The sequence below is a fragment of the Mycolicibacterium sp. P4_G11 genome, from assembly GCF_056555145.1.
In genome coordinates this window covers 70,082-94,995 of the sequence record NZ_JBFUJW010000014.1, presented here as the reverse complement: position 1 = coordinate 94,995, position 24,914 = coordinate 70,082, and the positions used below count along the sequence as shown (strand labels likewise).

The 24,914-nt window shown below is 67.2% G+C and carries 24 protein-coding genes; 10 read left to right on the top strand and 14 right to left on the bottom strand.

From position 1 onward, the window contains the following. Positions 1–27: 27 nt before the first annotated feature. From dmpG to AC1U2B_RS26250, 3 genes are read right to left on the bottom strand one after another with little or no spacing between them, the layout of a single operon-like run. A complete protein-coding gene (gene dmpG / locus AC1U2B_RS26260) occupies positions 28–1,092 on the bottom strand; it encodes a 4-hydroxy-2-oxovalerate aldolase (RefSeq protein WP_043984584.1) in 1,065 nt (354 codons plus the stop codon). Next, on the bottom strand, positions 1,089–2,006 hold the full coding sequence (locus AC1U2B_RS26255; RefSeq protein ID WP_043398321.1) for an acetaldehyde dehydrogenase (acetylating): 918 nt from the start codon (positions 2,004–2,006) through the stop codon (positions 1,089–1,091). The genes dmpG and AC1U2B_RS26255 overlap by 4 nt, the downstream gene beginning before the upstream one ends. A gap of 28 nt (positions 2,007–2,034) precedes the next feature. Then, positions 2,035–2,820 (bottom strand): 2-keto-4-pentenoate hydratase, encoded by a 786-nt coding sequence (locus AC1U2B_RS26250; protein WP_043984583.1) that lies wholly within the window; start codon positions 2,818–2,820, stop codon positions 2,035–2,037. A gap of 71 nt (positions 2,821–2,891) precedes the next feature. On the opposite strand from AC1U2B_RS26250, the gene kstD reads away from it, so the two are divergent. The 3 genes from kstD to AC1U2B_RS26235 all read left to right on the top strand — a co-directional run bounded on the left by kstD (position 2,892) and on the right by AC1U2B_RS26235 (position 6,734). After that, positions 2,892–4,574, top strand: a complete 1,683-nt coding sequence (gene kstD, locus AC1U2B_RS26245) for a 3-oxosteroid 1-dehydrogenase (RefSeq protein ID WP_480219089.1) — start codon at positions 2,892–2,894, stop codon at positions 4,572–4,574. Position 4,575: 1 nt separating this feature from the next. Further along, the gene (locus AC1U2B_RS26240; RefSeq protein ID WP_480219088.1) at positions 4,576–5,427 is read left to right on the top strand and encodes an enoyl-CoA hydratase ChsH3; all 852 of its coding nucleotides are present in this window, start codon (positions 4,576–4,578) and stop codon (positions 5,425–5,427) included. A gap of 113 nt (positions 5,428–5,540) precedes the next feature. Next, positions 5,541–6,734 (top strand): DUF1942 domain-containing protein, encoded by a 1,194-nt coding sequence (locus tag AC1U2B_RS26235; RefSeq protein ID WP_480219087.1) that lies wholly within the window; start codon positions 5,541–5,543, stop codon positions 6,732–6,734. Between the two features lie 80 nt (positions 6,735–6,814). Here AC1U2B_RS26235 and AC1U2B_RS26230 read toward each other — a convergent pair whose 3' ends face one another. The 9 genes from AC1U2B_RS26230 to AC1U2B_RS26190 form a co-directional block, all read right to left on the bottom strand. Then, entirely contained in the window at positions 6,815–7,573 is a 759-nt protein-coding gene (locus tag AC1U2B_RS26230; RefSeq protein ID WP_480219086.1) for a hypothetical protein, read from the bottom strand. Between the two features lie 16 nt (positions 7,574–7,589). Continuing rightward, a complete protein-coding gene (locus AC1U2B_RS26225) occupies positions 7,590–8,714 on the bottom strand; it encodes a hypothetical protein (protein ID WP_260936484.1) in 1,125 nt (374 codons plus the stop codon). Positions 8,715–8,818: 104 nt separating this feature from the next. Beyond that, positions 8,819–10,642 (bottom strand): DUF2339 domain-containing protein, encoded by a 1,824-nt coding sequence (locus AC1U2B_RS26220; RefSeq protein WP_480219085.1) that lies wholly within the window; start codon positions 10,640–10,642, stop codon positions 8,819–8,821. 131 nt (positions 10,643–10,773) lie between these two features. After that, the gene (locus AC1U2B_RS26215; protein ID WP_192830173.1) at positions 10,774–11,928 is read right to left on the bottom strand and encodes a 17-hydroxy-3-oxo-4-pregnene-20-carboxyl-CoA lyase; all 1,155 of its coding nucleotides are present in this window, start codon (positions 11,926–11,928) and stop codon (positions 10,774–10,776) included. A 2-nt stretch (positions 11,929–11,930) separates the two neighbouring features. Next, a complete protein-coding gene (locus tag AC1U2B_RS26210) occupies positions 11,931–12,353 on the bottom strand; it encodes a MaoC family dehydratase (RefSeq protein ID WP_480219084.1) in 423 nt (140 codons plus the stop codon). Continuing rightward, positions 12,335–13,300, bottom strand: a complete 966-nt coding sequence (locus tag AC1U2B_RS26205) for a bifunctional MaoC family dehydratase N-terminal/OB-fold nucleic acid binding domain-containing protein (RefSeq protein ID WP_480219083.1) — start codon at positions 13,298–13,300, stop codon at positions 12,335–12,337. Before AC1U2B_RS26205 ends, AC1U2B_RS26210 begins: the two co-directional genes overlap by 19 nt. A 12-nt stretch (positions 13,301–13,312) precedes the next feature. After that, entirely contained in the window at positions 13,313–14,476 is a 1,164-nt protein-coding gene (gene fadE29 / locus AC1U2B_RS26200; protein ID WP_480219082.1) for an acyl-CoA dehydrogenase FadE29, read from the bottom strand. Beyond that, a complete protein-coding gene (locus AC1U2B_RS26195; RefSeq protein ID WP_043400293.1) occupies positions 14,476–15,480 on the bottom strand; it encodes an acyl-CoA dehydrogenase family protein in 1,005 nt (334 codons plus the stop codon). The genes fadE29 and AC1U2B_RS26195 overlap by 1 nt, the downstream gene beginning before the upstream one ends. A gap of 47 nt (positions 15,481–15,527) precedes the next feature. Further along, positions 15,528–16,775 carry a cytochrome P450 gene (locus AC1U2B_RS26190; RefSeq protein WP_043400296.1) on the bottom strand — a complete coding sequence of 416 codons (1,248 nt, stop codon included), beginning with the start codon at positions 16,773–16,775 and terminating at the stop codon, positions 15,528–15,530. A gap of 156 nt (positions 16,776–16,931) precedes the next feature. Between AC1U2B_RS26190 and AC1U2B_RS26185 the strand changes: the two genes are divergently transcribed. From AC1U2B_RS26185 to AC1U2B_RS26170, 4 genes are all read left to right on the top strand, one after another. Then, positions 16,932–18,083, top strand: a complete 1,152-nt coding sequence (locus AC1U2B_RS26185) for a steroid 3-ketoacyl-CoA thiolase (protein WP_480219081.1) — start codon at positions 16,932–16,934, stop codon at positions 18,081–18,083. Between the two features lie 16 nt (positions 18,084–18,099). Beyond that, a complete protein-coding gene (locus tag AC1U2B_RS26180; RefSeq protein WP_043400301.1) occupies positions 18,100–18,594 on the top strand; it encodes a nitroreductase family deazaflavin-dependent oxidoreductase in 495 nt (164 codons plus the stop codon). A 137-nt stretch (positions 18,595–18,731) separates the two neighbouring features. Next, a complete protein-coding gene (locus tag AC1U2B_RS26175; RefSeq protein ID WP_480219080.1) occupies positions 18,732–19,016 on the top strand; it encodes a transporter family protein in 285 nt (94 codons plus the stop codon). A gap of 148 nt (positions 19,017–19,164) precedes the next feature. Beyond that, positions 19,165–20,544 (top strand): histidine phosphatase family protein, encoded by a 1,380-nt coding sequence (locus tag AC1U2B_RS26170; protein WP_480219079.1) that lies wholly within the window; start codon positions 19,165–19,167, stop codon positions 20,542–20,544. A 198-nt stretch (positions 20,545–20,742) separates the two neighbouring features. On the opposite strand, the gene AC1U2B_RS26165 is transcribed toward AC1U2B_RS26170, so the two are convergent. Beyond that, positions 20,743–21,648: an SDR family oxidoreductase gene (locus AC1U2B_RS26165; RefSeq protein WP_043400312.1), complete on the bottom strand. Its 906-nt coding sequence runs from the start codon at positions 21,646–21,648 to the stop codon at positions 20,743–20,745. Positions 21,649–21,688: 40 nt separating this feature from the next. Beyond that, positions 21,689–22,453, bottom strand: coding sequence for an SDR family oxidoreductase (locus AC1U2B_RS26160; protein ID WP_480219078.1), 765 nt, complete (start codon positions 22,451–22,453; stop codon positions 21,689–21,691). Between the two features lie 57 nt (positions 22,454–22,510). Here AC1U2B_RS26160 and echA20 point away from each other — a divergent pair, with 57 nt between their 5' ends. From echA20 to ipdB, 3 genes are read left to right on the top strand one after another with little or no spacing between them, the layout of a single operon-like run. Further along, positions 22,511–23,266 carry a (7aS)-7a-methyl-1,5-dioxo-2,3,5,6,7,7a-hexahydro-1H-indene-carboxyl-CoA hydrolase gene (gene echA20 / locus AC1U2B_RS26155; RefSeq protein WP_043400318.1) on the top strand — a complete coding sequence of 252 codons (756 nt, stop codon included), beginning with the start codon at positions 22,511–22,513 and terminating at the stop codon, positions 23,264–23,266. A 1-nt stretch (position 23,267) separates the two neighbouring features. Continuing rightward, complete coding sequence (locus AC1U2B_RS26150; RefSeq protein ID WP_260936458.1) at positions 23,268–24,167, top strand: CoA transferase subunit A; 900 nt, start codon at positions 23,268–23,270, stop codon at positions 24,165–24,167. After that, positions 24,164–24,913 carry a cholesterol ring-cleaving hydrolase subunit IpdB gene (gene ipdB, locus AC1U2B_RS26145; RefSeq protein WP_480219077.1) on the top strand — a complete coding sequence of 250 codons (750 nt, stop codon included), beginning with the start codon at positions 24,164–24,166 and terminating at the stop codon, positions 24,911–24,913. The genes AC1U2B_RS26150 and ipdB overlap by 4 nt, the downstream gene beginning before the upstream one ends. Position 24,914 lies beyond the last annotated feature (1 nt).

Here is a 24,914-nt window from a genome sequence, read left to right as displayed (position 1 = left end):
CGGCCGGCGTTTTCGTGTCTCGGTCGGTCAGGCCTTGCCCTCGGCCCGCTCCCGCTGAATCTCGAGCGCGATGTCGATCAGCTGGTCCTCCTGGCCACCGATCAGCTTGCGCTGGCCGACGCGGAGCAGCAGCTCGTGGGCGGGCACGCCGTAGCGCTCGCCCTGGCGCACCGCGTGCTTGAGGAAGCTGGAGTACACGCCCGCGTACCCCATCACCAGTGCGTTGCGGTCCAGCAGGCACTCGGCCGGCATCGCCGGGGCGACGACCTCTTCGGCCGCGTCGGCGATGTCGAAGAAGTCGATGCCGGTCTTGACGCCGATCTTGTCGAACACCCCGACCAGCGCCTCAACCGGTGCATTACCCGCACCGGCGCCGAACCGGCGGCAGGAGCCGTCGATCTGCTTGGCCCCGGCACGCACGGCCTCGACCGAATTGGCAACGCCCAGACCGAGATTCTCGTGTCCGTGGAAACCCACCTGCGCGTCGTTGCCGAGTTCGGCGACCAGTGCGGCCACGCGGTCGGCGACACCTTCGAGCACCAGCGCGCCCGCGGAGTCCACCACGTAGATGCACTGGCAGCCGGCGTCGGCCATGATGCGGGCCTGCGCGGCCAGCTTCTCCGGGGAGATGGTGTGGCTCATCATCAGGAAGCCGACGGTCTCGAGACCGAGCTCGCGGGCGAAGCCGAAGTGCTGGATCGCGACGTCGGCCTCGGTGCAGTGGGTGGCGATGCGGCAGATCGAGCCGCCGTTGCCCTGCGCGATGCGGATGTCTTCCTTCGTGCCGACGCCCGGCAGCATCAGGAAGGCAATCTTGGCGGTCTTCGCGGTCTCGGCCGCGATGGTGATGAGTTCCTGCTCCGGGGTCTTCGAGAACCCGTAGTTGAAGCTCGAACCACCGAGCCCGTCACCGTGCGTGACCTCGATGACCGGAACGCCGGCGTTGTCGAGCGCACCGACGATCGCGCGGACCTCGTCACCGGTGAACTGGTGGCGTTTGTGGTGCGAGCCGTCACGCAGCGAGGTGTCCGTCATCCGGACGTCCCACGCGGCGTCGAAGAAGATGTCTCCGGGTTCAAGTGCGGTGCTCATGCGTTCGCTCCCACGATTTCCTTGGCAATCTCTTCGCCCACCTTGGTGGCCGCGGCGGTCATGATGTCCAGATTTCCAGCGTAGGTCGGCAGGTAGTCGCCGGCACCCTCCACCTCGACGAAGATGCTGACGACGTGCTGGCCGCCGTTGACCACCGACGGCTCGTCGAACTGCGGCTCGTTGAGCAGCCGGTAGCCCGGTACGTAGGTCTGCACGTCGGCGACCACGTCCTTGACCGACTGGGTGATGGCGGCGTGGTCCGCATCTTCGGGGATGGCGCAGAAGATGGTGTCGCGCATGATCATTGGCGGATCGGCCGGGTTCAGGATGATGATGGCCTTGCCGTCACGAGCCCCACCGATGTTGCGCACACCGGCGCTGGTGGTCTTGGTGAACTCATCGATGTTGGCCCTGGTGCCGGGGCCTGCCGAAGCCGACGACACCGACGCCACGATCTCGGCGTAGGGCACGCCGCCCTGTGCCTCGACGGCACGGGCCACCGCGTAGACCATCGGGATGGTGGCCTGGCCGCCGCAGGTGACCATGTTGACGTTCATCGAATCCAGGTGCGCCCGCAGGTTGGCCGGCGGGATCACGCCCGGGCCGACGGCGGCCGGGGTCAGGTCGATGGCCCGGATGCCGGCTTCCTCGTACCGCGGCGCGTACGCCTTGTGCACGTAGGCGCTGGTGGCCTCGAAGATGAAGTCCGGCTTCTCGCTCTGGGCCAGCAGCCAGTCCGCCCCTTCGGCACTGGTCTCCAGCCCGAGCTTGCGGGCGCGGGCCAGACCCTCGCTCTCCGGGTCGATACCGATCATCCAGCGCGGCTCGAGCCAGTCCGACCGCAGCAGCTTGTACAGCAGGTCAGTACTGATGTTTCCCGAGCCGACGATCGCGACGCTCGCTTTTGACGGCATGCTCACTCCTCTTTTGAAACTTTGGGTATTAGGCGAAAGACAGGTGGACGGAACCCAATCCGGCGAATTCGGCGACGAAGTCGTCGCCCGGCTTGGCATCGAACGCCCGCATGCAGGCGCCGGGCAGCACCACGTCACCGGCCTTCAGGCGCACGCCGAACTGGTCGACCTTGCGGGCCAGCCACGCCACCGCGGTGACCGGGTTGCCGAGCACCGCGTCGCTGCGGCCCTCGCCGAGCACCTCGCCGTTGCACCGCAGGACGGCCGGAATGGCTGTGATATCCACGTCCTTCGGGGACACCCGCTCCTTACCCAGCACCCAGCCGGCCGAGGACGCGTTGTCGGCGATGGTGTCGCACAACTTGACCTGCCAGTTGGTGATGCGGGTGTCGATCAGCTCGATGGCCGGGGCGAAAGCAGCGGTGGCGGCCAGCACGTCGTCCTCGGTGCAGCCGGCCCCGGGCAGATCGTCGGCCAGTACGAACCCGACCTCGACCTCGACCCGCGGCAACAGGTACTTCGAGGTCAGCACGGGCTGGTCCTCGAATACCTGCATGTCGTCGAGGAGGTGCCCGTAATCGGGTTCATCCACATTCATCATTTTCTGCATGGCCTCGCTGGACAGGCCAACCTTGTGTCCCACCACGCGGGCACCTTCTGCGACACGCTGACGAATGTTGAGCAGCTGAATCTCGTACGCGTCGACGACGTCGATGTCGGTGTACGTGTCGGTCATCGGCGACATCGCGACCCGGCTGCGCTCAGCTTGAGCCAGCGAGGCGGCGAGCTCGGCACGCACGTTGTCGGACAGCATTCGTGAATTCCCCTAACTTCATGGACCGGCGCAGTTGTCCACAGGCCGGGCAATTCTATAACGTGTTCTACATGACTGGACAGGAGTACGACGTTGTCGTCGTCGGCAGCGGTGCAGCCGGTATGGTCGCCGCCCTCACCGCGGCCCATCAGGGCCTTTCGACAGTAGTCGTTGAAAAGGCCCCACACTATGGAGGTTCCACTGCGCGGTCAGGTGGCGGCGTCTGGATCCCGAACAATGAGATTCTGCAGCGTGCGGGGGTCAAGGACACCCCAGAAGCGGCCCGCACCTACCTGCACAAGATCGTCGGCGACGTGGTGCCCGCAGAGAAGATCGACACCTATCTGCAGCGCGGCCCCGAGATGCTGTCGTTCGTGCTCAAGAACTCGCCACTGAAGCTGTGCTGGGTGCCCAACTACTCCGATTACTACCCGGAGACCGAGGGCGGCCGCGCCGGCGGACGGTCCGTCGAGCCCAAGCCGTTCAACGCCAAGAAGCTCGGGGTTGACGAGAAGGGCCTGGAGCCGGCATACGGCAAGGTGCCGCTGAACATGGTTGTGATGCAACAGGATTACGTCCGGCTCAACCAGCTCAAGCGCCACCCGCGCGGCGTGCTGCGCAGCCTGAAGGTCGGCATCCGCGCCACCTTCGCCGGCATCACGGGCAAGAACCTGGTGGGCATGGGCCGCGCCCTGATCGCGCCGCTGCGCATCGGCCTGCAGAAGGCCGGCGTCCCCGTCGAACTCAACACCGCGCTGACCGACCTCTACTACGAGGACGGCCGGGTTGCGGGCATCTATGTCCGTGACACGAATGCGCCGGAAAGCGCTGAACCGCAACTGATCCGGGCCCGCAAGGCGGTCATCCTGGGCAGCGGTGGCTTCGAGAAGAACCAGGAGATGCGCACCAAGTACCAGCGTCAGCCGATCACCACCGACTGGACCGTTGGCGCCAAGGCCAACACCGGCGACGGCATCCTGGCCGCCGAAAAGCTCGGTGCGGCACTGGAAATCATGGAAGACGCGTGGTGGGGCCCGACAGTGCCGCTGCCCGACAACCCGTGGTTCGCCCTGTCGGAGCGCAACTCCCCCGGCTCGATCATCGTGAACCTGAACGGCAAGCGGTTCATGAACGAGTCCATGCCGTATGTCGAGGCCTGCCACCACATGTACGGCGGCCAGTACGGCCAGGGCGAGGGCCCGGGCGAGAACGTGCCGGCCTGGCTGCTCTTCGACCAGCAGTACCGCAACCGCTATATCTTCGCGGGTCTGCAGCCGGGACAACGCATTCCGAAGAAGTGGACCGAGGCCGGTGTCGTCGTCAAGGCCGACACCATCGAAGAGTTGGCAGAGCTCACCAACCTGCCCGTCGACGAGCTCAAGGCCACCATCGAGCGGTTCAACGGCTTCGCCCGCGGCGGCGTCGACGAGGACTTCGGCCGTGGCAACAGCGCCTACGACCGCTACTACGGCGACCCCACCAACAAGCCGAACCCGAACCTGGGCGAGATCAAGCACGGCCCGTTCTACGCGGCCAAGATGGTGCCCGGCGACCTGGGTACCAAGGGCGGCATCGTCACCGACATCCACGGCCGCGCACTGCGTGAGGACGGCTCGGTGATCGAGGGGCTGTACGCGTCGGGCAACGCCAGCGGACCGGTGATGGGCCACACCTACCCCGGCCCCGGTGGGACCATCGGCCCCGCCATGACCTTCGGATACCTCGCGGCACTGCACGTGGCAGGAAAGGACTGACATGCCGATCAATCTCGATGAGGCCATCGGAGCCGAACTCGCACCCGTCGAATTCTCGTGGAGCAGCAGCGATGTGCAGCTGTACCACCTGGGCCTGGGCGCCGGCGCCGATCCCATGAGCGAGCGCGAGCTGCGCTACCTGATCGACGACAAGCCGCAGGTCCTGCCGACGTTCGGCAACGTGGCGCAGAGCTTCCACGAGACCAAGGCGCCGTCGGTCAAGTTCCCGGGCATCGACATCGAGCTGAGCCGGGTGCTGCATGCCAGCGAGGCGATCTACACCGACGCTCCGATCCCGCCGTCGGGCACGGGCCGCGCCGTCACCCGGTTCACCGAGATCTGGGACAAGGGCAAGGCGGCGGTCATCTGGTCGGAGACCACGGTGACCACCTTGGACGGCGCTCCGCTGTGGAAGCAGAAGCGGTCCATCTTCGCCCGCGGCGAGGGCGGTTTCGGTGGCGACCGGGGTCCGTCGACCTCGGCGACCGAGCCCGACCGGGCACCGGACCTGCAGATCTCCCTGCCCACGCTGCCGCAGCAGGCGCTGCTGTACCGGCTGTGCGGCGACCGTAACCCGCTGCACTCGGACCCGGCGTTCGCCAAGGCCGCCGGCTTCGACCGCCCGATCCTGCACGGCCTGTGCACCTACGGCATCGGCTGCAAGGCCATCGTCGACAACGTGCTCGACGGCGACGCCGGCCGGGTCCGGTCCTACGGCGCGCGCTTCGCGGGCACCGTGATTCCGGGTGAAACCTTGCAGGCCAACCTTTGGCGCCCAAACGGCGGCCGATTCCGGCAAACTAGGGGCAGCGGCCGGGTCACCGCTGCGGCGTCTGCCTGCATCCACAGCTGACGCTTAACCTGCTAGCTTGCGTAGTAGTCAGTATTTATCCGACTACACGAGACTCAACTTCCGTGGGGGAAGCCGCCCGTCGGACGACTTGGAGACAGAGGAGCCACATCACCATGAATACCCGCAAGATCACCATCGCTGTCGGCGCAGCCGCCGCATTCGGCCTGATCGCCACACCGTTCGCGCTGGCAGACTCCACTCAGCCCGCAGGTGTCGCGCCCGCCCCCACCACTGTGGCATTCGGCGCGGACGGCAAGCTCGTCAACGGAAACACCGTCGGGGAATGGGAGATCAGCAACCTCAAGCCCAGCACCGATGTCCTGTCGGAGCACCTCAACGGCACCCTGTGGGAAGCGACGGCGGAGTACACGGCTGAGCGCGGCAACTCGCAGCCGTTCGTGCCGAACCTGAACGCCCGCACCGCAAGCGGTGACAACTACCGCGTGCTGTGGGGCGTTGCCTCCCCGCAGGGCATCAACCCCGCCGGACTCTCCGAAGGTCAGGAATCCAAGGGCAAGATCTACTTCGACGTGACGGGCGCTGCTCCGACCAGCGTCGTGTACACCGACGGCGACCGCGAAGTGATCAAGTGGCAGGGCACTGAAGCCCCCGCTGCTGCCGCTCCGGGCACCGCACCGGCCCGTGGCGCCACCCCGGTCACCGCCGCGACTCCGGCTGCTGCGCCCACCGCCGCTCCCGCTGCCACCCCGGCAGCTGCTCCCGCCGGCCTCGGCAGCGCCGTGCCCGGCGCCACCCCGGCGGGCACTGTTCCCGCCGCCACGGGTGCGCAGCCCACGGCCGGCACCACCACCGGTGCGGTTCCGGCGGCGACGCCGAACGGTGAGACCCCTGCTGCCACCCCGGCCGGTACCCCGGTTCCTGCCGGTACCCCGGTTCCTGCCGGTACCCCGGTTCCTGCCGGTACCCCGGTTCCCGCTGGCACCCCGGCTCCGGCCGGCACCCCGGCGGTTGCCCCGGCTCCGGCGGGCACCCCGGCGGCTGACGCTCCGGCCCCGGCCGGCGCCCAGGTTCCGGCGGGCACCCCGGCCACGGCTCCGGTCGCGGGCCAGGCTCCGGAAGCTGCTCCGGTTCCCACCGCCGCCGAAAGCGGCCCGGGCACCGCTGCCACTGCCGGTGGCGCCGTTTCGCAGGCTCCGCTGACCCCGGCTCCGGCCCCGGCTCCGAGCCAGGCCATCGCCGGCCAGCCCGCGTCCAGCGCGGGTCAGGGCACCGCCGCCCCGGCCGGCAACCAGCAGGCCGCTCCGGCTGCTGCCCCGGTCATCCCGACCCCGGCACCGGCGTCCTAACGGTCGAACATCGAATTGGGGCCAGTCGCGATCATCGCGACTGGCCCCAATTTCTTTGTCTGGCTTGTTGTTTGGCGTAACTACATCTGACGGCTGACGTCACCGCCACGCTGCGGCGGCGGAGCCACCGGGGCGATCGGCGCGGGTCCCGGGTTGGACGTGCCCGCGCTGGGGCCGGCCGCCGGCGGCTGGACCGGAGCGGACGTGTGCCGACGGGATTCGCGGGCATCCTGCTGGGCCTCGCGCCGATCCTGCTGCGACTGCCGGTTGTCCTGCTGCTGTTGCCGGTTGTCCTGCTGGGATTGCCGGTCGTTCTGCTGGTTCTCCCGGGCGTCCTGCTGCGCTTGACGCTGTTCCGGGGACATCGGTGCGCCGCCGCCGGCCGGGCCACCGGGCTGACCTTCCGAGGGTTCCCCGCCCGGCATGCCGCCTTCCTTGCCGCCGCCCTTGCCCATGGCCTGCTGGATCATCTGGCCGAACTGACCGGCCTGCTGGCCCATCTGTCCCATGCCGCCGCCCTGGCCGGCCATCTGACCCGCCTGCTGACCCATCTGACCGAGCTGGCCGAGCATCTGACCCAGCTGACCGACGCCCTGTCCGCCCTGACTGTCGCCCTTGTCGTATGCCGATTGGGCGGCGTCGACCTTGCCGGAGAACATGCCCTCCTTGGCCTGCAACGAGGCCACGTTGGCGGTCATGTCAGCGGCCATGGCCGGCAGCACGGCAGCGATGGTCGCGCTCATGGCGTCCTCGCCGGGCTGGATCATCGGCATGTCAGGCAGCTCGACGGACGCCGCATTCCAGCTGATGTTGTCCGGTGTCTGCAACGGTGAACCCATCAGATATCCCCCCTAATCACCAGTCGTCGTCGACGTCTTCGTCATATGAGCCATGGTCCAGCGCTTCTGGCACGGCCAGCTGGTTGATCCGACCGCCGCCACCACCACCTTCGCGGTGCCCCATGCCGCCCATGGCACCCATCGCGCCGCCGGCACCAGCGGCGGCTGCGACCGGGGCCAGGCCCCCGGCACCCATGCCGCCTGCCACGCCCGCGGGCATGACTCCGGGTCCGCCAGCACCGGGACCGACCATCTTGGCGAGCAGCGGCGTCTGCACGGAGGCCGCGCCGACACCGCCGCCACCGCCGCCGGGCATGCCGCCCTTCATCAAGCCGGCGCCGGTCGCCGCACCGGAACCGCCGGCCAACGGGTGGTTCGAGAACGCGCCGAACGGCGAGGCGCCGAGTCCGGCCTTGCCTTGGCCACCGCCGGAGAACAGGGAAGTCAACTGCTGCAGCGGCTGCGAAAGTTGTTGCAGCGGCTGCATGGCCTGCTGCGGCAGCTGCCCGAGCATCTGCGGGAGCTGTCCGGCCATCTGCATCATCTGGCCCATCATCTGGCCCATCTGGTCGCCACCCTTGGACGCCGACTCCGCGGTCTTCTGCGCTGTCTCCGCGACCTGCGGCGGCACGCCGGGCGTCGGGATGCTCGGGGGTGCGCCGACGAAGTTGGCCACCTCGGTGGCGCTGGCCGTCACGGCGGCGATGTTCTGGGACAGGCCCATCTTGATCCGGCTCTGGATCAGCTCCTGCACGTTCGGGAACGGCGCCGCTGACAGGGCCATGCACTCCGCCTGGACTTCCTCTGCGGTGGCGTTGACCAGGTTCTTGGTCTTGATGACCGCGGCCACCATGGACTGCAGCTTGGCGGCGATGGCCGCCGCCTGCGCGCCGTTGGCCTCGTGACCGCCGATGATGGTGCCGGCCTCACCTGCCGCCGCCGCAGAAGCCGCGCCCATCCACTGGCCGGTGAGATTCATCAGCTGGCTGGTCTGCTGCGGCACCACTGATCCGGTGATCTTGGTGGCCAGCTTCGTATAGTGCGCGGCCGCTTCTTCGAGCTGCTCCTCATTGACGTTGGGCCACCCCGGCCCCGTCACCGTCTGCGATCCGAACGGACTGCTGTCCGGCTGAATCCCCATAGACACGGCCCCCTTCCCCAGACATACCGCGTCCGTTCGAGCCTACCGCCCTTACGGGCACCTACCCGACGCAAAATGACGGTGTGGTCGTTTGCGCGGGCTGCCTACGGGTTCGGCTGATCCTGTCGGGCGAGCAGCCGGGCGTAGCCGGTCCCCATGGCCAGCAGCACCAGGCCCACGACGATGAACACCGCCACCCGGAACATGCCGTTCAGGGTGCCGAGATCGAACAGGAAGAGCTTGGCCATCGCCGCGGCCACCAATGCCAAGCCGCCGCCGATCGGCAGTGACCGCTGCGCCTTCTGTTGGCGCGCCGCGTACCCGAACAGCGCTGCCGCCACCGCGATCCAGCCGATCGTCGCGACCATGTGGCCGGCGAAGAATCCGCCCTTCACGCCGCCGATCAGTACGCCGGCGGTGACGGTCAGCATGGTGGACGCGTAGGCGGCGACCACGACCGCGCCGGCCCACATCAGCCGGACTTCATCATCGTCACGCTTGCCGGCCCACGACCACACCACTGCCACCACCGCAGCCACGGCCAAGACGCTGGAGATGATCGTGGAAATCGCGCTGCGCGTGCTCAGTTCCACCGCGCGGAACAACAACTCGGGCGGAGAGTAACCGAGGTAGACGGCACCGCCGACGGCGCCGAACCCGGCAGCCACCCAGCGGGCGATCGCGTCACGACGGCCTGCGACGGCCACCACGACGGACATCGCGAGCAGCACCGCGCCGCCGGTCCTGCCGTCGAAGGCCACCAGCACCGCGACCAGCGCGCACACCGCCGACACCGCCGACCAGATCCGTTGCACCACACCGGCGAGCCCGGGCAACCGGTTGCCGGCCAGCACGACCGCGAGGAACAGGGCCGCCACCGCGGCGATGATCGACGCGGCGATCATCGGGCGGACCACCCCGGAGATGAACAGCACCGGCAGCGCACCGCCCGCGGTGGCCAGGGCCAGCAGTGTGCGGTTGGTGGTCTTGGGCAACAGGATCAGCGCGCCGGCGACGGCCAGGACGGCTGCGGCTGCGCAGGCGCCCGCGAGTCCCGGACTGCGGTTGGTGCCGAATGAGGCCGAGGCCAGCGCCAGCAGCAATGGGAAGGTGCAGACCACGGTCCGCGCCACGTACATCCAGACCCAGTCCTTGCCGATTTGCACCGGCAGCGACGCCGCGGACAGCGCCAGCATGAATCCGATCAGCAACAGCGAGACACCGTCGGCCACCACCGGCGCCAGCACAGCCAAGGGCACCAGCACCAACAGCGCGAGCTGCTGGGAGTCCCAGCGCCGGGCCAGGGTGAGACCACCGCCGCCGATCACCGCCGCCAAGACCAAACCGACTGGCGCAGAAAGCCATTCATAGACCGTCGTGACCGCGACGACGTCGATGTACGCGGCGGCGATACCGGTGGCGGCCAGGGCAACAGCTCCCACCGTCCCACCGGGCCGCGTCTTCAGCCGGATCGCCCCGACCACCAGACCGGCGGCCAGCACCGCCCCCGCGCCGACACGGAACTCGGGCCGCAACAGCCCGGCCTGCGCGGCCAGTACCAAAAGCAGGGCGACGCCGATCAGCGTCACCGCGACACCAGCGGCGGCCAGCACCTTGCCGATCCAGCCCTCCGAGCGCTCGGGCCGCGGCCGGGATGGCTGCTGTGGCTGGGGTTGTGGGTACGGCACCGCCGTCGGCGGCTGCGGCTGAGGTGCCGGCTGCGGCGCCGGTGCCGTGACCGGCGCGGCCTGCGCCGGCTGCCAATACTGCTGCGGTGCGGCGTACGCGACGGGCTGCGGCGTCGGCTGCTGGTGCGCCATCGACCGATCGAGTTCGGTGAGGCAGGCCGACACCCAGGCCAAGTGATGGGACATCGCTGCGACATCCTGGGAAAGCCGGGCAACCATCGCCCGCTGCGGTTCGGTCATCGTGACATCATCGCGCCGAGTGACCCCGATCCGGATGAGTAGGACTACCCGACTACCTATTCGTGACCAGACACAAAACTGCCCCTCTTCCGTAGAAGAGGGGCAGTTTTGTGTCTGCTCGTGAAGGGGACTCAGCCCAGGATGAGGCCCGACGTCGGGACGCCGGTGCCTGCGGTGACGAGCACGTGCTCGACATCGGGCACCTGGTTCACCGAAGTGCCGCGCAGCTGGCGGACGCCCTCGGCGATGCCGTTCATACCGTGGATGTACGCCTCACCGAGCTGACCGCCGTGCGTGTTGATCGGCAGCTTGCCACCGAGCTCGATCGCGCCACCCGCGATGAAGTCCTTGGCCTCGCCCCGGCCGCAGAAGCCGAGCTCTTCGAGCTGCAGCAGCGTGTACGGGGTGAAGTGGTCGTAGATCACCGCGGTCTGAATGTCATTGGGCGTCAAGCCACTCTGGCCCCACAGCTGCTTGCCGACCAGGCCCATCTCGGGCAGGCCGAGCTCGTCGCGGTAGTACGAGTACATGGTGAACTGGTCCTCGCCGGCAGCCTGCGCCGCCGCCTCGACGACGACCGGACGCTGCTTGAGGTCCTTGGCGCGCTCGGGCGTGGTGACGACGATCGCGACGCCACCGTCGGTCTCCTGGCAGCAGTCCAGCAGGCGCAGCGGCTCGGCGATCCACCGCGAGTTCTGGTGGTCCTCGATGGTGATCGGCTTGCCGTAGAAGTGCGCCTTCGGGTTGGTCGCCGCGTGCTTGCGGTCGGCCACCGACACCGCGCCGAAATCGGCACTGGTAGCGCCGTATTCGTGCATGTAGCGCTGCGCGACCATGGCCACCGAGGCGGCCGGGGTGCTGAGCCCGTGCGGGTAGGACCAGCTGTACTCGACACCGCGGGAGTCGGCGTTGACCGTCAGACCCGTCATCACCTGGCCGAAGCGGAACTCCGAACGCTCGTTGAAAGCCCGATATGCGACAACGACTTCCGCGATACCGGATGCCACCGCCAGCACGGCCTGCTGGACAGTCGCGGCCGCGGCACCGCCGCCGTAGCCGATCTGGCTGAAGAACTTGAGCTCGCCGATACCGGTGGAGCGGGCCACCGCGGTCTCCAGGTTGGAGTCCATGGTGAAGGTCACCAGTCCGTCGACGTCCTTGGGCGACAAGCCCGCATCGTTCAGGGCGTCGGTGACCGCCTCGGCGGCCAGCCGCAGTTCGCTGCGGCCGGAGTTCTTGGAGAAGTCGGTGGCGCCGATACCGGCGATGACCGCCTTGCCGGAGATGCTCACTGCGCGGCTCCCATCGTGAGCGTGGACGTGGCGATGACGTGATCGCCAAGACTGTTGCTGCCCACCACTTTCAGCGTCACCAGGTCGCCTTCGACAGCGGTGACCTCACCGCGGAAGGTGATGGTGTCGTAGGCGTACCACGGCACACCGAGGCGCAGCTTGATCGACTTGATGATGGCGTTCGGGCCGGCCCAGTCGGTGACGTAACGCCCCACCAGACCGGTGTCGGTCAGGATGTTGACGAAAATGTCCTTGGAGCCCTTGGCCTGTGCCTTGTCCCGGTCGTGGTGCACGTCCTGGTAGTCCCGGGTGGCGATGGCCGTCGAGACGATGAAGGTCGGGTCACCGTAGATGGAGAGCTCGGGCAGCTTGGTGCCCACGGTGGTGCTGACAGTGGCGGTCACTTTGCGGCCTCCCATGCGTACAGGGTCCAGGCCGGACTGATGTCGCTGTCCGGGAAGTCGATAAACGTGGCGGAGACCGGCATTCCGATCTTCACGTCGTCATGCTCGACGCCGCGCAGCTCACCGAGCATGCGCACGCCCTCCTCCAGCTCGACGAGCGCGATGATGAACGGCAGGCTGCGGCCGGGCACCTTCGGTGCGTGGTGCACGACGTAACTGAACACGGTGCCCTGGCCCGACGAGACGACGTAGTCGATCGGGGCGTCCTTGTCCTGCCAGATTGCGGGCACCGGCGGGTGCTGCAGCGAGCCGTCGGGCCGCTTCTGGAGCCGCAGTTCGTGAGCGTTGACGCCGTCCCAGAAGAACTGGGTGTCCCGCGACGACGATGGACGCATCAGCTTGTCCGGGTCCAGATCTGCTGGGATCGAACCGGTTTCGGCAGCGTCCTTGCCCTGCTTGTTGGCGGGCAGGAACTTCATGATGCGCCAGTCCATGTCGGCGACTTCCTCGTCACCGACATGCCAGCGGATCTTCTGGTTGACGAAGTAGCCCTCGCCCAGCGCGGTCTGCTTCGGGCCCACCACATCGGTGACCTCGGCGCTGATGCTGACGCGCTCTCCCGGCTGCAGATAGCGCTGGTAGGTCTGGTCGCAGTTGGTGGCGACGACGCCGACGTACCCGGCGTCGTCGAACAACTTCATGATCCGGGCCAGCGGATCGTCGTCGGACCGGGTGCGGCCCAGGCCCATCATGGTCCAGACCTGGATCATGGCCGGCGGCGCCACGATGCCGGGGTGCCCGGCAGCTTTGGCGGCCTCCTCGTCGACGTAGATCGGGTTCTTGTCGCCGATCGCATCGGTCCAGTGGTGAATCATGGGCTGGTTCACCGGATCTCGGCTCAGGGTCGGCTTGCTGCGCCCGGCGGCGACGATCTCGTCGATGCCGGCCTGAAGATCACTCATCGCTTGTCTCCCTTACCGCGAAACCCGCGGCACCTTGAGGCCCGATGCCGCGATCATCTCGCGCATGACCTCATTGACCCCGCCACCGAAAGTGATGACCAGGTTGCGCTTGGTCATCTTGTCCAGCCACACGAGCAGGTGCGCGGTGTCCGCGTCAGCCGGGTTGCCGTAGCGGCCGACGATCTCCTCGGCCAGCCGTCCGACTTCCTGAATGCGTTCGGTGGAAAAGACTTTCGTGGCCGCCGCGTCGGCGACGGCGATGGTCTCGCCGGAAGACGCGACCTGCCAGTTGAGCAGTTCGTTGACGCGCCAGATCGATTTGATCTGGGCGAGCAACCGGCGCACCTCGGCATTGTCGATCGGCGTGACGCCGTTCGACCCGGGCTTGGAGGCCCAGGAGTGCACCTGGTCGTAGATGCCCGCGACGCGACCGGAGGGCCCCAGCCCCACCCGCTCGTGATTGAGCTGGGTGGTGATCAGCTTCCAGCCACCGTTCTCCCCGCCGACCAGCATGTCGGCGGGCACCCGCACGTCGTTGTAGTACGTCGTATTGGTGTGGTGGGCACCGTCGGACAGGATGATCGGGGTCCACGAGTAGCCCGGGTCCTTGGTGTCGACGATCAGGATCGAGATGCCCTTGTGCTTCGCCGCGGTCGGGTCGGTGCGGCAGGCCAGCCAGATGTAGTCGGCGTCATGGGCGCCGGTGGTCCACATCTTCTGACCGTTGACGATGAACTCGTCGCCGTGCCGTACCGCAGTGGTCCGCAGCGAGGCGAGGTCGGTACCGGCCTCGGGCTCGGAGTAACCGATCGCGAAATGGATTTCACCGGAGAGGATTCCGGGCAGGAACTTCTTCTTCTGTTCCTCGGTGCCGTACACCTGCAGGGTCGGGCCCACGGTCTGGAGGGTGACCAGCGGCAGCGGGATGTCGGCCTGGTTCGCCTCGTTGATGAAGATCTGCTGCTCGATGGGGCCGAAGCCCAGGCCGCCGTATTCCTTGGGCCAACCCACGCCGAGCTTGCCGTCGGCGCCCATCCGCTTGATAACGGCCCGGTAGGCGTCGTTGTGCCGGTTGGCCTCCATCGCCGCCGCCTCTTCGGGCCTGATCAGCGTCGAAAAGTATTCGCGCAGTTCAGCTTGCAGCTTGCGCTGCTCCGGAGTCAGTTCGATGTACATCAGGCTCCCACCAGGTCCAGACGGTGCGACGGACCACCCAGCAGACGGGTCAGGTCCTTGATCGACGAGTAGTAGCGGTCCATCGGGTAGGTGATGTCCATGCCCATGCCGCCGTGCAAGTGGTGGCACAGTCGCATGGCCGGCGCGGCCTGCGAGGTCAGCCAGTACCCGAGAATCTCCAAGTCCTCGGCGGCATCCAGCCCCTCCGAGAGCCGCCACGCCACCGACGTGGCGAGCAGATCGATTGTCCGCGAGGCGATGTAGATCTCGGACAGCTGCGCCGCCACGGTCTGGAATGTCGACAGCGGCCGGCCGAACTGCTCCCGGGTCGCGACATAGTCGGCGGTCAGACGCAGCGCACCGGCCACCAGACCGGCGCCGAACGCGCCGATCATGGCCAGCGCCAACTGATTCACCCGCGTAGCCGTTGCGCCGGCCAGGACGTCCTCGTCGGGCACCACGACGTCGGCGAAGGTCACGACGTACTCGTCGGAACCGTTCGCCGTCGGGGTCGCGGTCACAGTGACACCGGCGGCTTGCGGTGACACCACGACCACACCGCTGTCGGTGGTGACCAGCAGCCACTGCGCGGTTTCGGCATAGGCCACACCGATTTTGGTGCCGTTGAGCTTGCCACCGGCAAAGCTGGTCGACGGCGCCTCGGGCAACTGGGCACCGGGCTCGTCCAGTGCGGCCGAGATCACCGCACCCTTGGCCACCCCGGCCAGGTACCGGTCCTGCTGCGCGTCCGTGGCCAGTTCCAGCAGCGGGACCAGGGTGAGCCCGATGGTGGCCAGCGCCGGCCCGGTGACGCCGCGCCGACCGATCTCGGTCAGCGCGGTGGCCGCCTCCAGCAGCCCGAGCCCGTCACCGCCCAGCCGATCGGGCACCGCAAGCGCCACGACGCCACCGGAAACCAGTGCGTCCCAAGTGTTTTCCCGCTCCAGCACGGATGTCACCACGTCGGCGACAGCCTGCTGCTCCGGGCTCGGTGTGAAATCCACCCGAATCCTCCTTGATTCGTGTTACCGGGCTACTCGCTCAGTTGCCGTCAGTGCTGGACGGGGCACTTGCCCGTGTAGTCGACCTGCCAGTGCTTGATGCCGTTGAGCCAGCCCGACTTCAGCCGCTCGGGCTCGCCGATCGAGACCAGGTCGGGCATGTTGTCGGCGATGGCGTTGAACATCAGGTTGATGGTCATGCGCGCCAGGTTGGCGCCGATGCAGTAGTGCGCACCGGTGCCGCCGAAGCCGACGTGCTGGTTCGGCGTACGCATGATGTTGAAGCTGTGCGGGTCCTCGAACACCTCGTCATCGAAGTTGGCCGAACGGTAGGACATGACGACCCGGTCACCCTTCTTGATCGTCACGCCACCGAGCTCGGTGTCCTCCAGAGCGGTGCGCTGGAACGCGGTAACCGGTGTGGCCCAACGGACGATCTCGTCGGCTGCGCTCTCCGGGCGTTCCTTCTTGTAGAGCTCCCACTGCTCCGGGTTCTGCGCGAACGCGATCATGCCGTGGGTGATCGAGTTACGGGTGGTCTCATTACCGGCGACCGCCAGCATCACCACAAAGAAGCCGAACTCGTCATCGGACAGCTTCTCGCCGTCCAAGTCCGCCTCGATCAGCTGCGTGACGATGTCGTCGGTCGGGTTCTTGGCCCGCTCCGCGGCCATGTTCATGGCGTACGTGATCAGCTCGAACGAGGACGCAGCCGGGTCGATGTGCGCGTACTCCGGGTCCTCACCGGCGGTCATTTCGTTGGACCAGTTGAACAGCTTGTCGCGGTCTTCCTGAGGCACACCGAGCAGGCCGGCGATGGCCTGCAGCGGCAGTTCACAGGAGACCTGCTCGACGAAGTCGCCGGTACCGGAAGCGGCCGCGGTCTCGGCGATCTTCTGGGCCCGCTCGTTCAGCTCGGCCTGCAGCCGGCCGATGGCGCGCGGGGTGAAACCACGCGAGATGATCTTGCGCAGCCGGGTGTGCTGCGGGGCGTCCATGTTGAGCAACACCGCGCGCTGCACATCGACGGCGTCGCGGGTCATGGCCTGCGGCCAGACCGGAATCGCACCATCGGGCGCGCTGCCGAAGATATCGTTGCGCTTCGACACCTCTTTGACGTCGTCGTACTTGGTGACGATCCAGTAGCCCTTGTCGCCGAAGCCGCCGGTGCCGCCGGGCACGTCGACCCAGTGCACCGGCTCGGACTTGCGCAGCTCGGCGAGCTCCTCGACGGGCAGTCGCTCGAGGTTCAAGTTGGCGTCCAGCAAGTCGAGATCGGACGGAATCGGGCAGGGCATGGTGTCTCCTTGGGGAATCCAACGCCTCAGAACTGGGTTCCGAGACAAATCCTTCTAGTTCCTGTTGCGACCATTGAAACATGCCTTCACCGCAGATCAAAGGCCCAACCCAATCGTTGCTTGTCAGACTAATGAAACGTGTTCTAGCCTGAGCTCATGGGTAATCCTGTCATCGTTGAAGCCACTCGCAGCCCGATCGGCAAGCGGGGAGGTTGGCTGTCCGGCCTGCACGCAACCGAGCTTCTGGGCGCGACGCAGAAGGCTCTCGTAGAGAAGGCCGGGCTCGACGCCGGCGACATCGAGCAGCTCATCGGCGGCTGTGTCACGCAGTACGGCGAGCAGGGCAACAACATCACTCGGCAGTCCTGGCTGGTCGCCGGATTGCCCGAGCATGTCGGTGCCACCACCATCGACTGCCAGTGCGGCAGCGCCCAGCAGGCCAACCACCTGATCGCGGGCCTGATCGCCACCGGCGCCATCGACATCGGCATCGCCTGCGGTATCGAGGCCATGAGCCGGGTGCCCCTGGGCTCCAACGGCGGCGGCGCCCGCGCCGCATCGTGGGACATCGACCTGCCCAACCAGTTCGACGCGGCCGAGCGCATCGCGAACCGCCGGGGCATCACCCGCGCCGACATCGACGCACTGGGCTTCGCCTCGCAGGCCAAGGCCAAGCAGGCCTGGGCCGAAGGCCGCTTCGACCGCGAGATCTCGCCCATCGAGGCACCCGTCATCGACGAGAACAAGCAGCCGACCGCCGAGCTGAATCTGGTCAGCCGCGACCAGGGCCTGCGCGACACCACCCTGGAGGGCCTGGCCTCGCTGAAGCCGGTGATCGAGGGCGGCATCCACACCGCGGGCACCTCGTCGCAGATTTCCGACGGTGCCGCCGCGGTGCTGTGGATGGACGAGGACAAGGCCAAGGCGCTCGGCTTCAAGCCCCGCGCCCGGATCATCGCGCAGGCCAACGTCGGCGCCGAGACCTACTACCACCTGGACGGCCCAGTACAGTCCACCGCCAAGGTGCTCGAGAAGGCGCGCATGTCGATGGCCGACATCGACCTGGTCGAGATCAACGAGGCCTTCGCGTCCGTCGTGCTGTCCTGGGCTCAGGTGCACAAGGCCGACATGGATAGGGTCAACGTGAACGGCGGCGCCATCGCGCTGGGCCACCCGGTCGGTTCGACCGGCTCGCGGCTCATCACGACCGCGCTGCACGAGCTGGAACGGACCGGCAAGTCGACCGCGCTGATCACGATGTGCGCCGGCGGTGCGCTGTCCACCGGCACGATCATCGAGCGCATCTAGGAGCAGGGTCGCCACCATGGCCGACGGGGAAATGAACGACAGGCAGCTGAAGATCCTGAATTCCAAGGGGATGCAGGTCGGCTTCAAGTGGATGTCGCGGATCAACACCTGGGCGTTCCGCGCCACCGACGGCCGCATCGGCGCCAAGTGGCGGCTCGGCTCCAAGCCTGTCGCCACCCCTCCACCGGTCGGCATCCTGACGACCATCGGGCGCAAGTCGGGCGAGCCCCGCGACAGCCCGCTGCTGTACCTGCGTGAAGGCGGTCGGATCGTCGTCGTCGCCTCACAGGGCGGCCGCGACACCCACCCGATGTGGTACCTGAACCTGGTTGCCAACCCGAGCGTGAAGTTCCAGGTGCGTGGCGAAAAGCTGCAGCTGACCGCCCGCGAAGCCACCGACGCCGAACGTGACGAGTACTGGCCCAAGCTCGATGCCATGTACCCCGACTTCGTCGACTACCGCTCGCACACCGACCGGAAGATTCCGATCATCCTGCTCGATCCGGCCTGATCACAGCCCCGAAAAGCTCCCCTGGACCGCATTCGCGCCAGGGGAGTTTTTGGTTTCGCAACAAGGTTGCCGGCGCTGAACCGGCCAGGCCTGGCGATCGTGGTCTACAGAGGGGACTTTCACGATCGGAGAAACTCATGGAGCGCTCGATCATCCTGCCTTGCCTGGTCACCGCGTTTGTCGCGCTGACGCCCGCCGGCATCGCACTCGCCGACAACCCGCACGCCCCCGGCACCACCGGCCAGCCGGGCAAGGAAGCCAGCGACGACCCCGCCCTGAAGCCGCCGGGCTTCAGCAGCAAGGGGTTCGCCAATGCCGAACAGCACTACGCGGGCAGCGCATTGAATCCGAACCGGGGCAACACCGACAAAGCCGTGAGCCAATACGACGTCGCCGGCTTCCAGTGGGAGCAGCACCACTAGCCGCGACGGTCTGGTGCTCAGCAAATTTCCGGGGCTAATTAACGGCTGAGACTAGACAGATTCGCAGATGTGTACATAGTGTGGCGTGGCGCACGTGCAATGCCGCATGTGCGCCCACGCACAGCCTGAGCCACATCTGGAGCCGTCTATGTCATCAACGTTCCGCACGGGGATTCCCCACACTCGAACCCTCAAGCGCGCAGGACAGGCTGTGGCGGTCGTCGTCACCGCGGCCTTCATGTTCCTGGCCTCGGCGTTCTCCGCCTGGGCCGCGACCAACATCACCATCACATTCGTCCGCCACGGCGAATCCCAGGGCAACGCCTCGGGCCTCATCGACACCAAGATCCCGGGCCCCGACCTGACCGCGACAGGTCAGACCCAGGCCCAGACCGTGGCAGGCGTCCTCGCCAACGACGGCCTGGCGCACGACGCCATCTTCGCCTCCGACATGGTGCGTACCCAGCAGACCGCGGCGCCGTACGCCACCGCGACCGGCATGCCGGTGACGGTGCTGAGCGGCCTCCACGAGGTCCAGGCCGGCATCTTCGAAGGCCAGTCGCAGGACTCCGGCTTCGCCCGCATCCTGTACGCGTTGATCCCGCTGTCCTGGGCCACCGGCAACCTCCTGATGCCGATGCCCGGTTCACCTGACGCCAACGGCGCGGTCTTCCAGGACCGGTTCAACGGCGCGGTCGACGACATCTACGCCAGCGGCGCACAGAACCCCGTCGCGTTCGCACACGGCATGTCGATCATGGCCTGGACCTTGATGAACGTGGAGAATCCCGACCTCACGCTGATGCTCAAGCACCCCCTGGGCAACACCGACATCGTCAAGGTGACCGGCAACCCCGAGGACGGTTGGACCCTGGAGAACTGGGGCGGCGTCGCCGTCACGCAGAATCCTGCGCTGCCCACCAAGCTGTTCGTCAACGTCCGTGACACTGTCAAGGTGCCGCAGATGGCGCTGTACAACGTGACGAAGGCCCTCGGCACCGGCAATATCTCCAACATCGCCAACGCCATTCGCGACGGCGTGTTCGACACGGCCAAGGCCGTGGTGAATCTGCCGATCAATGTGGTCAAGAGCGTCGTGAAGTCGGTCCAGACCGGCACCGTCTTCAAGGCGGCGCCGCCGCCGGCGTCGGTGCAGGCCGTCACGCCCAACTCTGCCGCCGCGGCGAAGGACACCGACAGCGCCGACAAGCCCTCGGTGACGCCGACGATCACCAAGCAGGTCTCCGCCCGGAAGCCTGCCGTGACCGGCGCCAAGGACAAGACGGTCAAGGCCACCGAGGAAACCAAGGTCGACACCACCAAGGTCGACGACGCCAAGGCCGGCGACACCAAGACCGAGGACGCTCCGAAGCCGAACGCCGGCGACAAGGGTGCCGAGGGCAACGACACCAAGGTCAAGAAGGACAAGCCGAAGAAGGACAAGTCCGAGACGGCCGACAAGCCCAAGGTCGAGAAGCCCAAGAAGCAGAAGAAGGACAAGGCCGCCAAGGCCGACTCCGCCAAGTAGCCGCAGCAAAAAAGCTCCCCCAGAACGAGATTCGTTCTGGGGGAGCTTTTTGCAGTGTCTGTCTGGTGGCAGGGTGACGCCCTGGTTTCCAGATCAACGCGGTGCGCCGTCATTGGCGAGTTCACTCTGAACTCATGGCGGTGGTTACTCGATGTTTTGCGCCGCCAGTTCCGAGTCAACGCAGATGGGCACCCGCGGTCAGCTGCCGTAGACCGGAACCGGCGGACGCTCCTTCGTGAGCAGATCGGCGACCACGGGGCCCAGCTCGGCCGGGTCCCACTTGGCACCCTTGTCGATCTCGGGGCCGTGCGCCCAGCCCTCGGCGACGCGGATCTTGCCGCCCTCGAGCTCGAACACCTTGCCGGTGACGTCGCGCGACTCGACGCTGCCCAGCCACACCACGAGCGGCGAGATGTTCTCGGGGGCCATGCTGTCGAACGCCTGGTCCTGGGTGTTCATCGCGTCGGCGAAGACGGTCTCGGTCATGCGGGTACGGGCCGACGGCGCGATGGCGTTGGCGGTGACGCCGTAGCGGCCCATCTCGGTCGCGGCGACCAGCGTCAGCGCGGCGATGCCCGCCTTGGAGGCGCTGTAGGTGGCCTGGCCGACGCTGCCCTGCAGGCCGGCGCCCGAGCTGGTGTTGATGATGCGGGCGTCCACGGTCTCGCCGGCCTTGGCCTTGGCCCGCCAGTACGCCGCGGCGTGCTTCATGGTGGCGAAGTGCCCCTTGAGGTGCACCGCGGTGACGGCATCGAATTCCTCTTCGGTGGCGTTGGCGAACATGCGGTCGCGCACGATGCCGGCATTGTTCACCAACACGTCGAGCGTGCCGTAAGTGTCGACGGCCTGCTGGATCAAGGCCGCGGCCTGCTCCCAGTCGGCGACGTTCGAGCCATTGGCCACGGCCTCGCCACCGGCCGCGACGATCTCGTCGACCACGTTCTGCGCGGCGCTACCGCCACCGGCGGGCGAACCGTCCAGGCCGACGCCGATGTCGTTGACCACGACGCGGGCGCCTTCGGCGGCGAACGCAAGCGCGTGCTCACGCCCGATTCCGCCACCGGCGCCCGTCACGATGACCACGCGGCCGTCGAGCAATCCCATTGATCTCTCCTACTGTGGTTGTTTACGGGCGCTGTCCGCCCTACTTGTTGGCGCTTGACGTTTCCAGGTACTGCGGCGGCTCGCCGCCGCCATGCACTTCGAGTGACGCACCGCTGACGTACGACGCGGCCTCGGAGGCCAAAAATGCTGCGGCCCAGCCGATATCGGCCGGCTTGGCCAGCCGCTTGAGCGGAACGGTCGCAGCGACGGCGGCCACCGACTCGGCATCGCCGTAGAACAGCTCGGACTGCTCGGTCTCGACCATGCCGACGATCACGGAGTTGACCCGGACCTTGGGCGACCATTCGACGGCGAGCGTCGTGGTCAGGCTGTCGATGCCCGCCTTGGCAGCGCCGTAGGCGCCGGTGCCGGGGGTCGGCCGATGCGCGCTGACACTGGAGATGTTGACGATGACGCCGCCCTCGGACTGCTGCTGCATCACCGCATTGGCGTGGGTCGAAACCAGCAGCGGCGCAATCAGGTTGAGCTCGATGATCTTGGTGCTGAACTTGGCCGACGCATCAGCGGCGAGCGCGAACGGCGAGCCACCGGCGTTGTTGACGACGACGTCCAACCGACCGTGATTGGCGACGATGGCGTCGATCATCGCCTTGACCGCCGCGTCGTCACGAACGTCGCAGGCGTGGAACTCGTAGGGCAACCCCTCGACCTCGCGCCGCGCGCAGGTGATGACGGTCGCGCCCTGCTCGGCGAACACCGCGCTGATACCGGCTCCGACACCGCGCACACCGCCGGTGACCAGCACCACGCGCCCGGCCAATTGCAGATTGATTCCAGCAGTCACTGTGCTAGCGTACCAAGCAAGTGCTTGCTTAGGTACCCGTCCCCCAGGAAGTGACTGATGACCATCACCACCAAAACAGTCGAACCGGGCATCGTCTCGGTCACCGTGAACTACCCGCCGGTCAACGCCATCCCGTCGGCAGGTTGGTTCGAGCTGGCCGACCAGATCACTGCGGCCGGGCGCGACAAGAGCACCCACGTGGTGATCCTGCGCGCCGAGGGACGTGGCTTCAACGCCGGCGTCGACATCAAGGAAATGCAGAACACCGAGGGCTTCGGCGCGCTGATCGACGCCAACCGCGGCTGCTACGAGGCGTTCCGCGCGGTGTACGAATGCCAGGTCCCGGTCGTCGCGGCGGTCAACGGTTTCTGCGTCGGTGGCGGCATCGGCCTGGTCGGCAACGCCGACGTCATCGTCGCTTCTGACGATGCCAAGTTCGGCCTGCCCGAGGTCGAGCGCGGCGCCCTGGGCGCGGCGACCCACCTGTCCCGCCTGGTCCCGCAGCACATGATGCGCCGGTTGTTCTTCACCGCCGCCACCGTGCCCGCGACGACGCTGCAGCACTTCGGTTCGGTACACGAGGTCGTCCCGCGCGAAGAGCTCGACGAGGCTGCGCTGCGCGTCGCCCGCGACATCGCCAGCAAGGACACCCGCGTCATCCGCGCCGCCAAGGAGGCGCTGAACTTCATCGACGTGCAGCCCGTCAACGCGCGCTACCGCATGGAGCAGGGCTTCACCTTCGAACTGAATCTGGCCGGCGTGTCCGACGAGCACCGCGACGAGTTCGCGGGGACCAACAAGGGAGCCAAATAGAATGGCAGACAAGACAACAACTCTCGAAGCCGCAGTCGCCGAGATCGAAAGCGGCATGACCATCGGCATCGGCGGCTGGGGTTCCCGCCGCAAGCCGATGGCGTTCATCCGCGCGCTGCTGCGCACTGACGTGACCGACCTGACCGTCGTCACCTACGGCGGCCCGGATCTTGGATTGCTGTGTGCCGCAGGCAAGGTCAAGCGCGTCTACTACGGCTTCGTGTCGCTGGACTCGCCGCCGTTCTACGACCCGTGGTTCGCCAAGGCCCGCATGAGCGGCGCCATCGAGGCCCGTGAGATGGACGAGGGCATGCTGCGCTGTGGCCTGCAGGCTGCCGCACAACGTCTTCCGTTCCTGCCGATCCGCGCCGGCCTCGGCAGCGACGTCCGCGCCTTCTGGGGCGACGAGCTCAAGACCGTCACCTCGCCGTACGAGACCGACGGTGCGCACGAGGAACTCGTCGCCATGCCGGCGCTGAACCTCGACGCCGCGTTCGTGCACATGAACCTCGGCGATGTGAAGGGTAATGCCGCCTACACCGGCATCGACCCCTACTTCGACGACCTGTTCCTGATGTCGGCCAAGCGCCGCCATCTGTCGGTCGAGAAGATCGTCTCCACCGAAGAGCTGGTGAAATCGGTTGTGCCGCAGCAGCAGGTCATCAACCGCATGATGGTCGACACCGTGGTCGAGGCCCCGAACGGCGCCCACTTCACCACCAACGAGCCCGACTACCGGCGCGACGAGAAGTTCCAGCGCCACTACGCCGAAGCCGCCGGCTCGGAGGAGACGTGGGCCGAGTTCGTCAAGACCTACCTGTCCGGAACCGAAGCCGACTACCAGGCCGCGGTCCGTAAGTTCGCCGAGGCTCAAGCAGCCCAGAAGGAGGCCGCCAAGTGAGTGACGCAACCCGCGCCGAGGTCTGTGCCGTCGCCTGTGCCGAATTGTTCCGTGACGCAGGGGAAATCATGGCCAGCCCCATGACGACCGTCGTGCAGATCGGGGCCCGGCTGGCCCGGCTGACCTTCTCCCCCGACATCGTGATCACCGACGGCGAGGCCCGCATGCTGGCCGATACCCCGGCGATCGGCGCCCCGTTCGCCGTCGAGGGCTGGATGCCGTTCAACCGCGTCTTCGAGACCCTGGCCTGGGGCCGTCGCCATGTGGTCATGGGCGCCAACCAGATCGACCGCTACGGCAACCAGAACCTGTCGGCCTTCGGCCCGATCCAGCAGCCGACCCGCCAGATGTTCGGTGTCCGCGGCGCACCCGGCAACAGCATCAACCACGCCACCAGCTACTTCGTGGGCAACCACACCAAGCGCGTGTTCGCCGACTCGGTCGACATCGTCTCCGGAATCGGTTGGGACAAGGTCGATCCGGCCAACCCGGCGTACCGCTTCCTGAACGTCTACCAGGTGGTGTCCAACCTGGGTGTGTTCGACTTCAACGGCCCCGAGCACCAGATGCGCGCGGTGTCGCTGCACCCGGGTGTGACGGCCGACGAGGTCGCCGACAACACCTCATTCGCGGTGCACGGCCTGGACGCCGCCGGCGAGACCCGCCTGCCGACCGCCGATGAACTGCAGCTGCTGCGCGAGGTCATCGACCCGAAGTCGCTGCGGGACAAAGAAGTCAAGGCCTAGG

Coding starts and splice junctions, on each gene's coding strand:
- dmpG (WP_043984584.1), bottom strand. CDS start 1,092: ATGAGCACCGCACTTGAACCCGGAGACATCTTCTTCGACGCCGCGTGG.
- AC1U2B_RS26255 (WP_043398321.1), bottom strand. CDS start 2,006: ATGCCGTCAAAAGCGAGCGTCGCGATCGTCGGCTCGGGAAACATCAGT.
- AC1U2B_RS26250 (WP_043984583.1), bottom strand. CDS start 2,820: ATGCTGTCCGACAACGTGCGTGCCGAGCTCGCCGCCTCGCTGGCTCAA.
- kstD (WP_480219089.1), top strand. CDS start 2,892: ATGACTGGACAGGAGTACGACGTTGTCGTCGTCGGCAGCGGTGCAGCC.
- AC1U2B_RS26240 (WP_480219088.1), top strand. CDS start 4,576: ATGCCGATCAATCTCGATGAGGCCATCGGAGCCGAACTCGCACCCGTC.
- AC1U2B_RS26235 (WP_480219087.1), top strand. CDS start 5,541: ATGAATACCCGCAAGATCACCATCGCTGTCGGCGCAGCCGCCGCATTC.
- AC1U2B_RS26230 (WP_480219086.1), bottom strand. CDS start 7,573: ATGGGTTCACCGTTGCAGACACCGGACAACATCAGCTGGAATGCGGCG.
- AC1U2B_RS26225 (WP_260936484.1), bottom strand. CDS start 8,714: ATGGGGATTCAGCCGGACAGCAGTCCGTTCGGATCGCAGACGGTGACG.
- AC1U2B_RS26220 (WP_480219085.1), bottom strand. CDS start 10,642: ATGACCGAACCGCAGCGGGCGATGGTTGCCCGGCTTTCCCAGGATGTC.
- AC1U2B_RS26210 (WP_480219084.1), bottom strand. CDS start 12,353: ATGGGAGGCCGCAAAGTGACCGCCACTGTCAGCACCACCGTGGGCACC.
- AC1U2B_RS26205 (WP_480219083.1), bottom strand. CDS start 13,300: ATGAGTGATCTTCAGGCCGGCATCGACGAGATCGTCGCCGCCGGGCGC.
- fadE29 (WP_480219082.1), bottom strand. CDS start 14,476: ATGTACATCGAACTGACTCCGGAGCAGCGCAAGCTGCAAGCTGAACTG.
- AC1U2B_RS26190 (WP_043400296.1), bottom strand. CDS start 16,775: ATGCCCTGCCCGATTCCGTCCGATCTCGACTTGCTGGACGCCAACTTG.
- AC1U2B_RS26185 (WP_480219081.1), top strand. CDS start 16,932: ATGGGTAATCCTGTCATCGTTGAAGCCACTCGCAGCCCGATCGGCAAG.
- AC1U2B_RS26180 (WP_043400301.1), top strand. CDS start 18,100: ATGGCCGACGGGGAAATGAACGACAGGCAGCTGAAGATCCTGAATTCC.
- AC1U2B_RS26175 (WP_480219080.1), top strand. CDS start 18,732: ATGGAGCGCTCGATCATCCTGCCTTGCCTGGTCACCGCGTTTGTCGCG.
- AC1U2B_RS26170 (WP_480219079.1), top strand. CDS start 19,165: ATGTCATCAACGTTCCGCACGGGGATTCCCCACACTCGAACCCTCAAG.
- AC1U2B_RS26165 (WP_043400312.1), bottom strand. CDS start 21,648: ATGGGATTGCTCGACGGCCGCGTGGTCATCGTGACGGGCGCCGGTGGC.
- echA20 (WP_043400318.1), top strand. CDS start 22,511: ATGACCATCACCACCAAAACAGTCGAACCGGGCATCGTCTCGGTCACC.
- AC1U2B_RS26150 (WP_260936458.1), top strand. CDS start 23,268: ATGGCAGACAAGACAACAACTCTCGAAGCCGCAGTCGCCGAGATCGAA.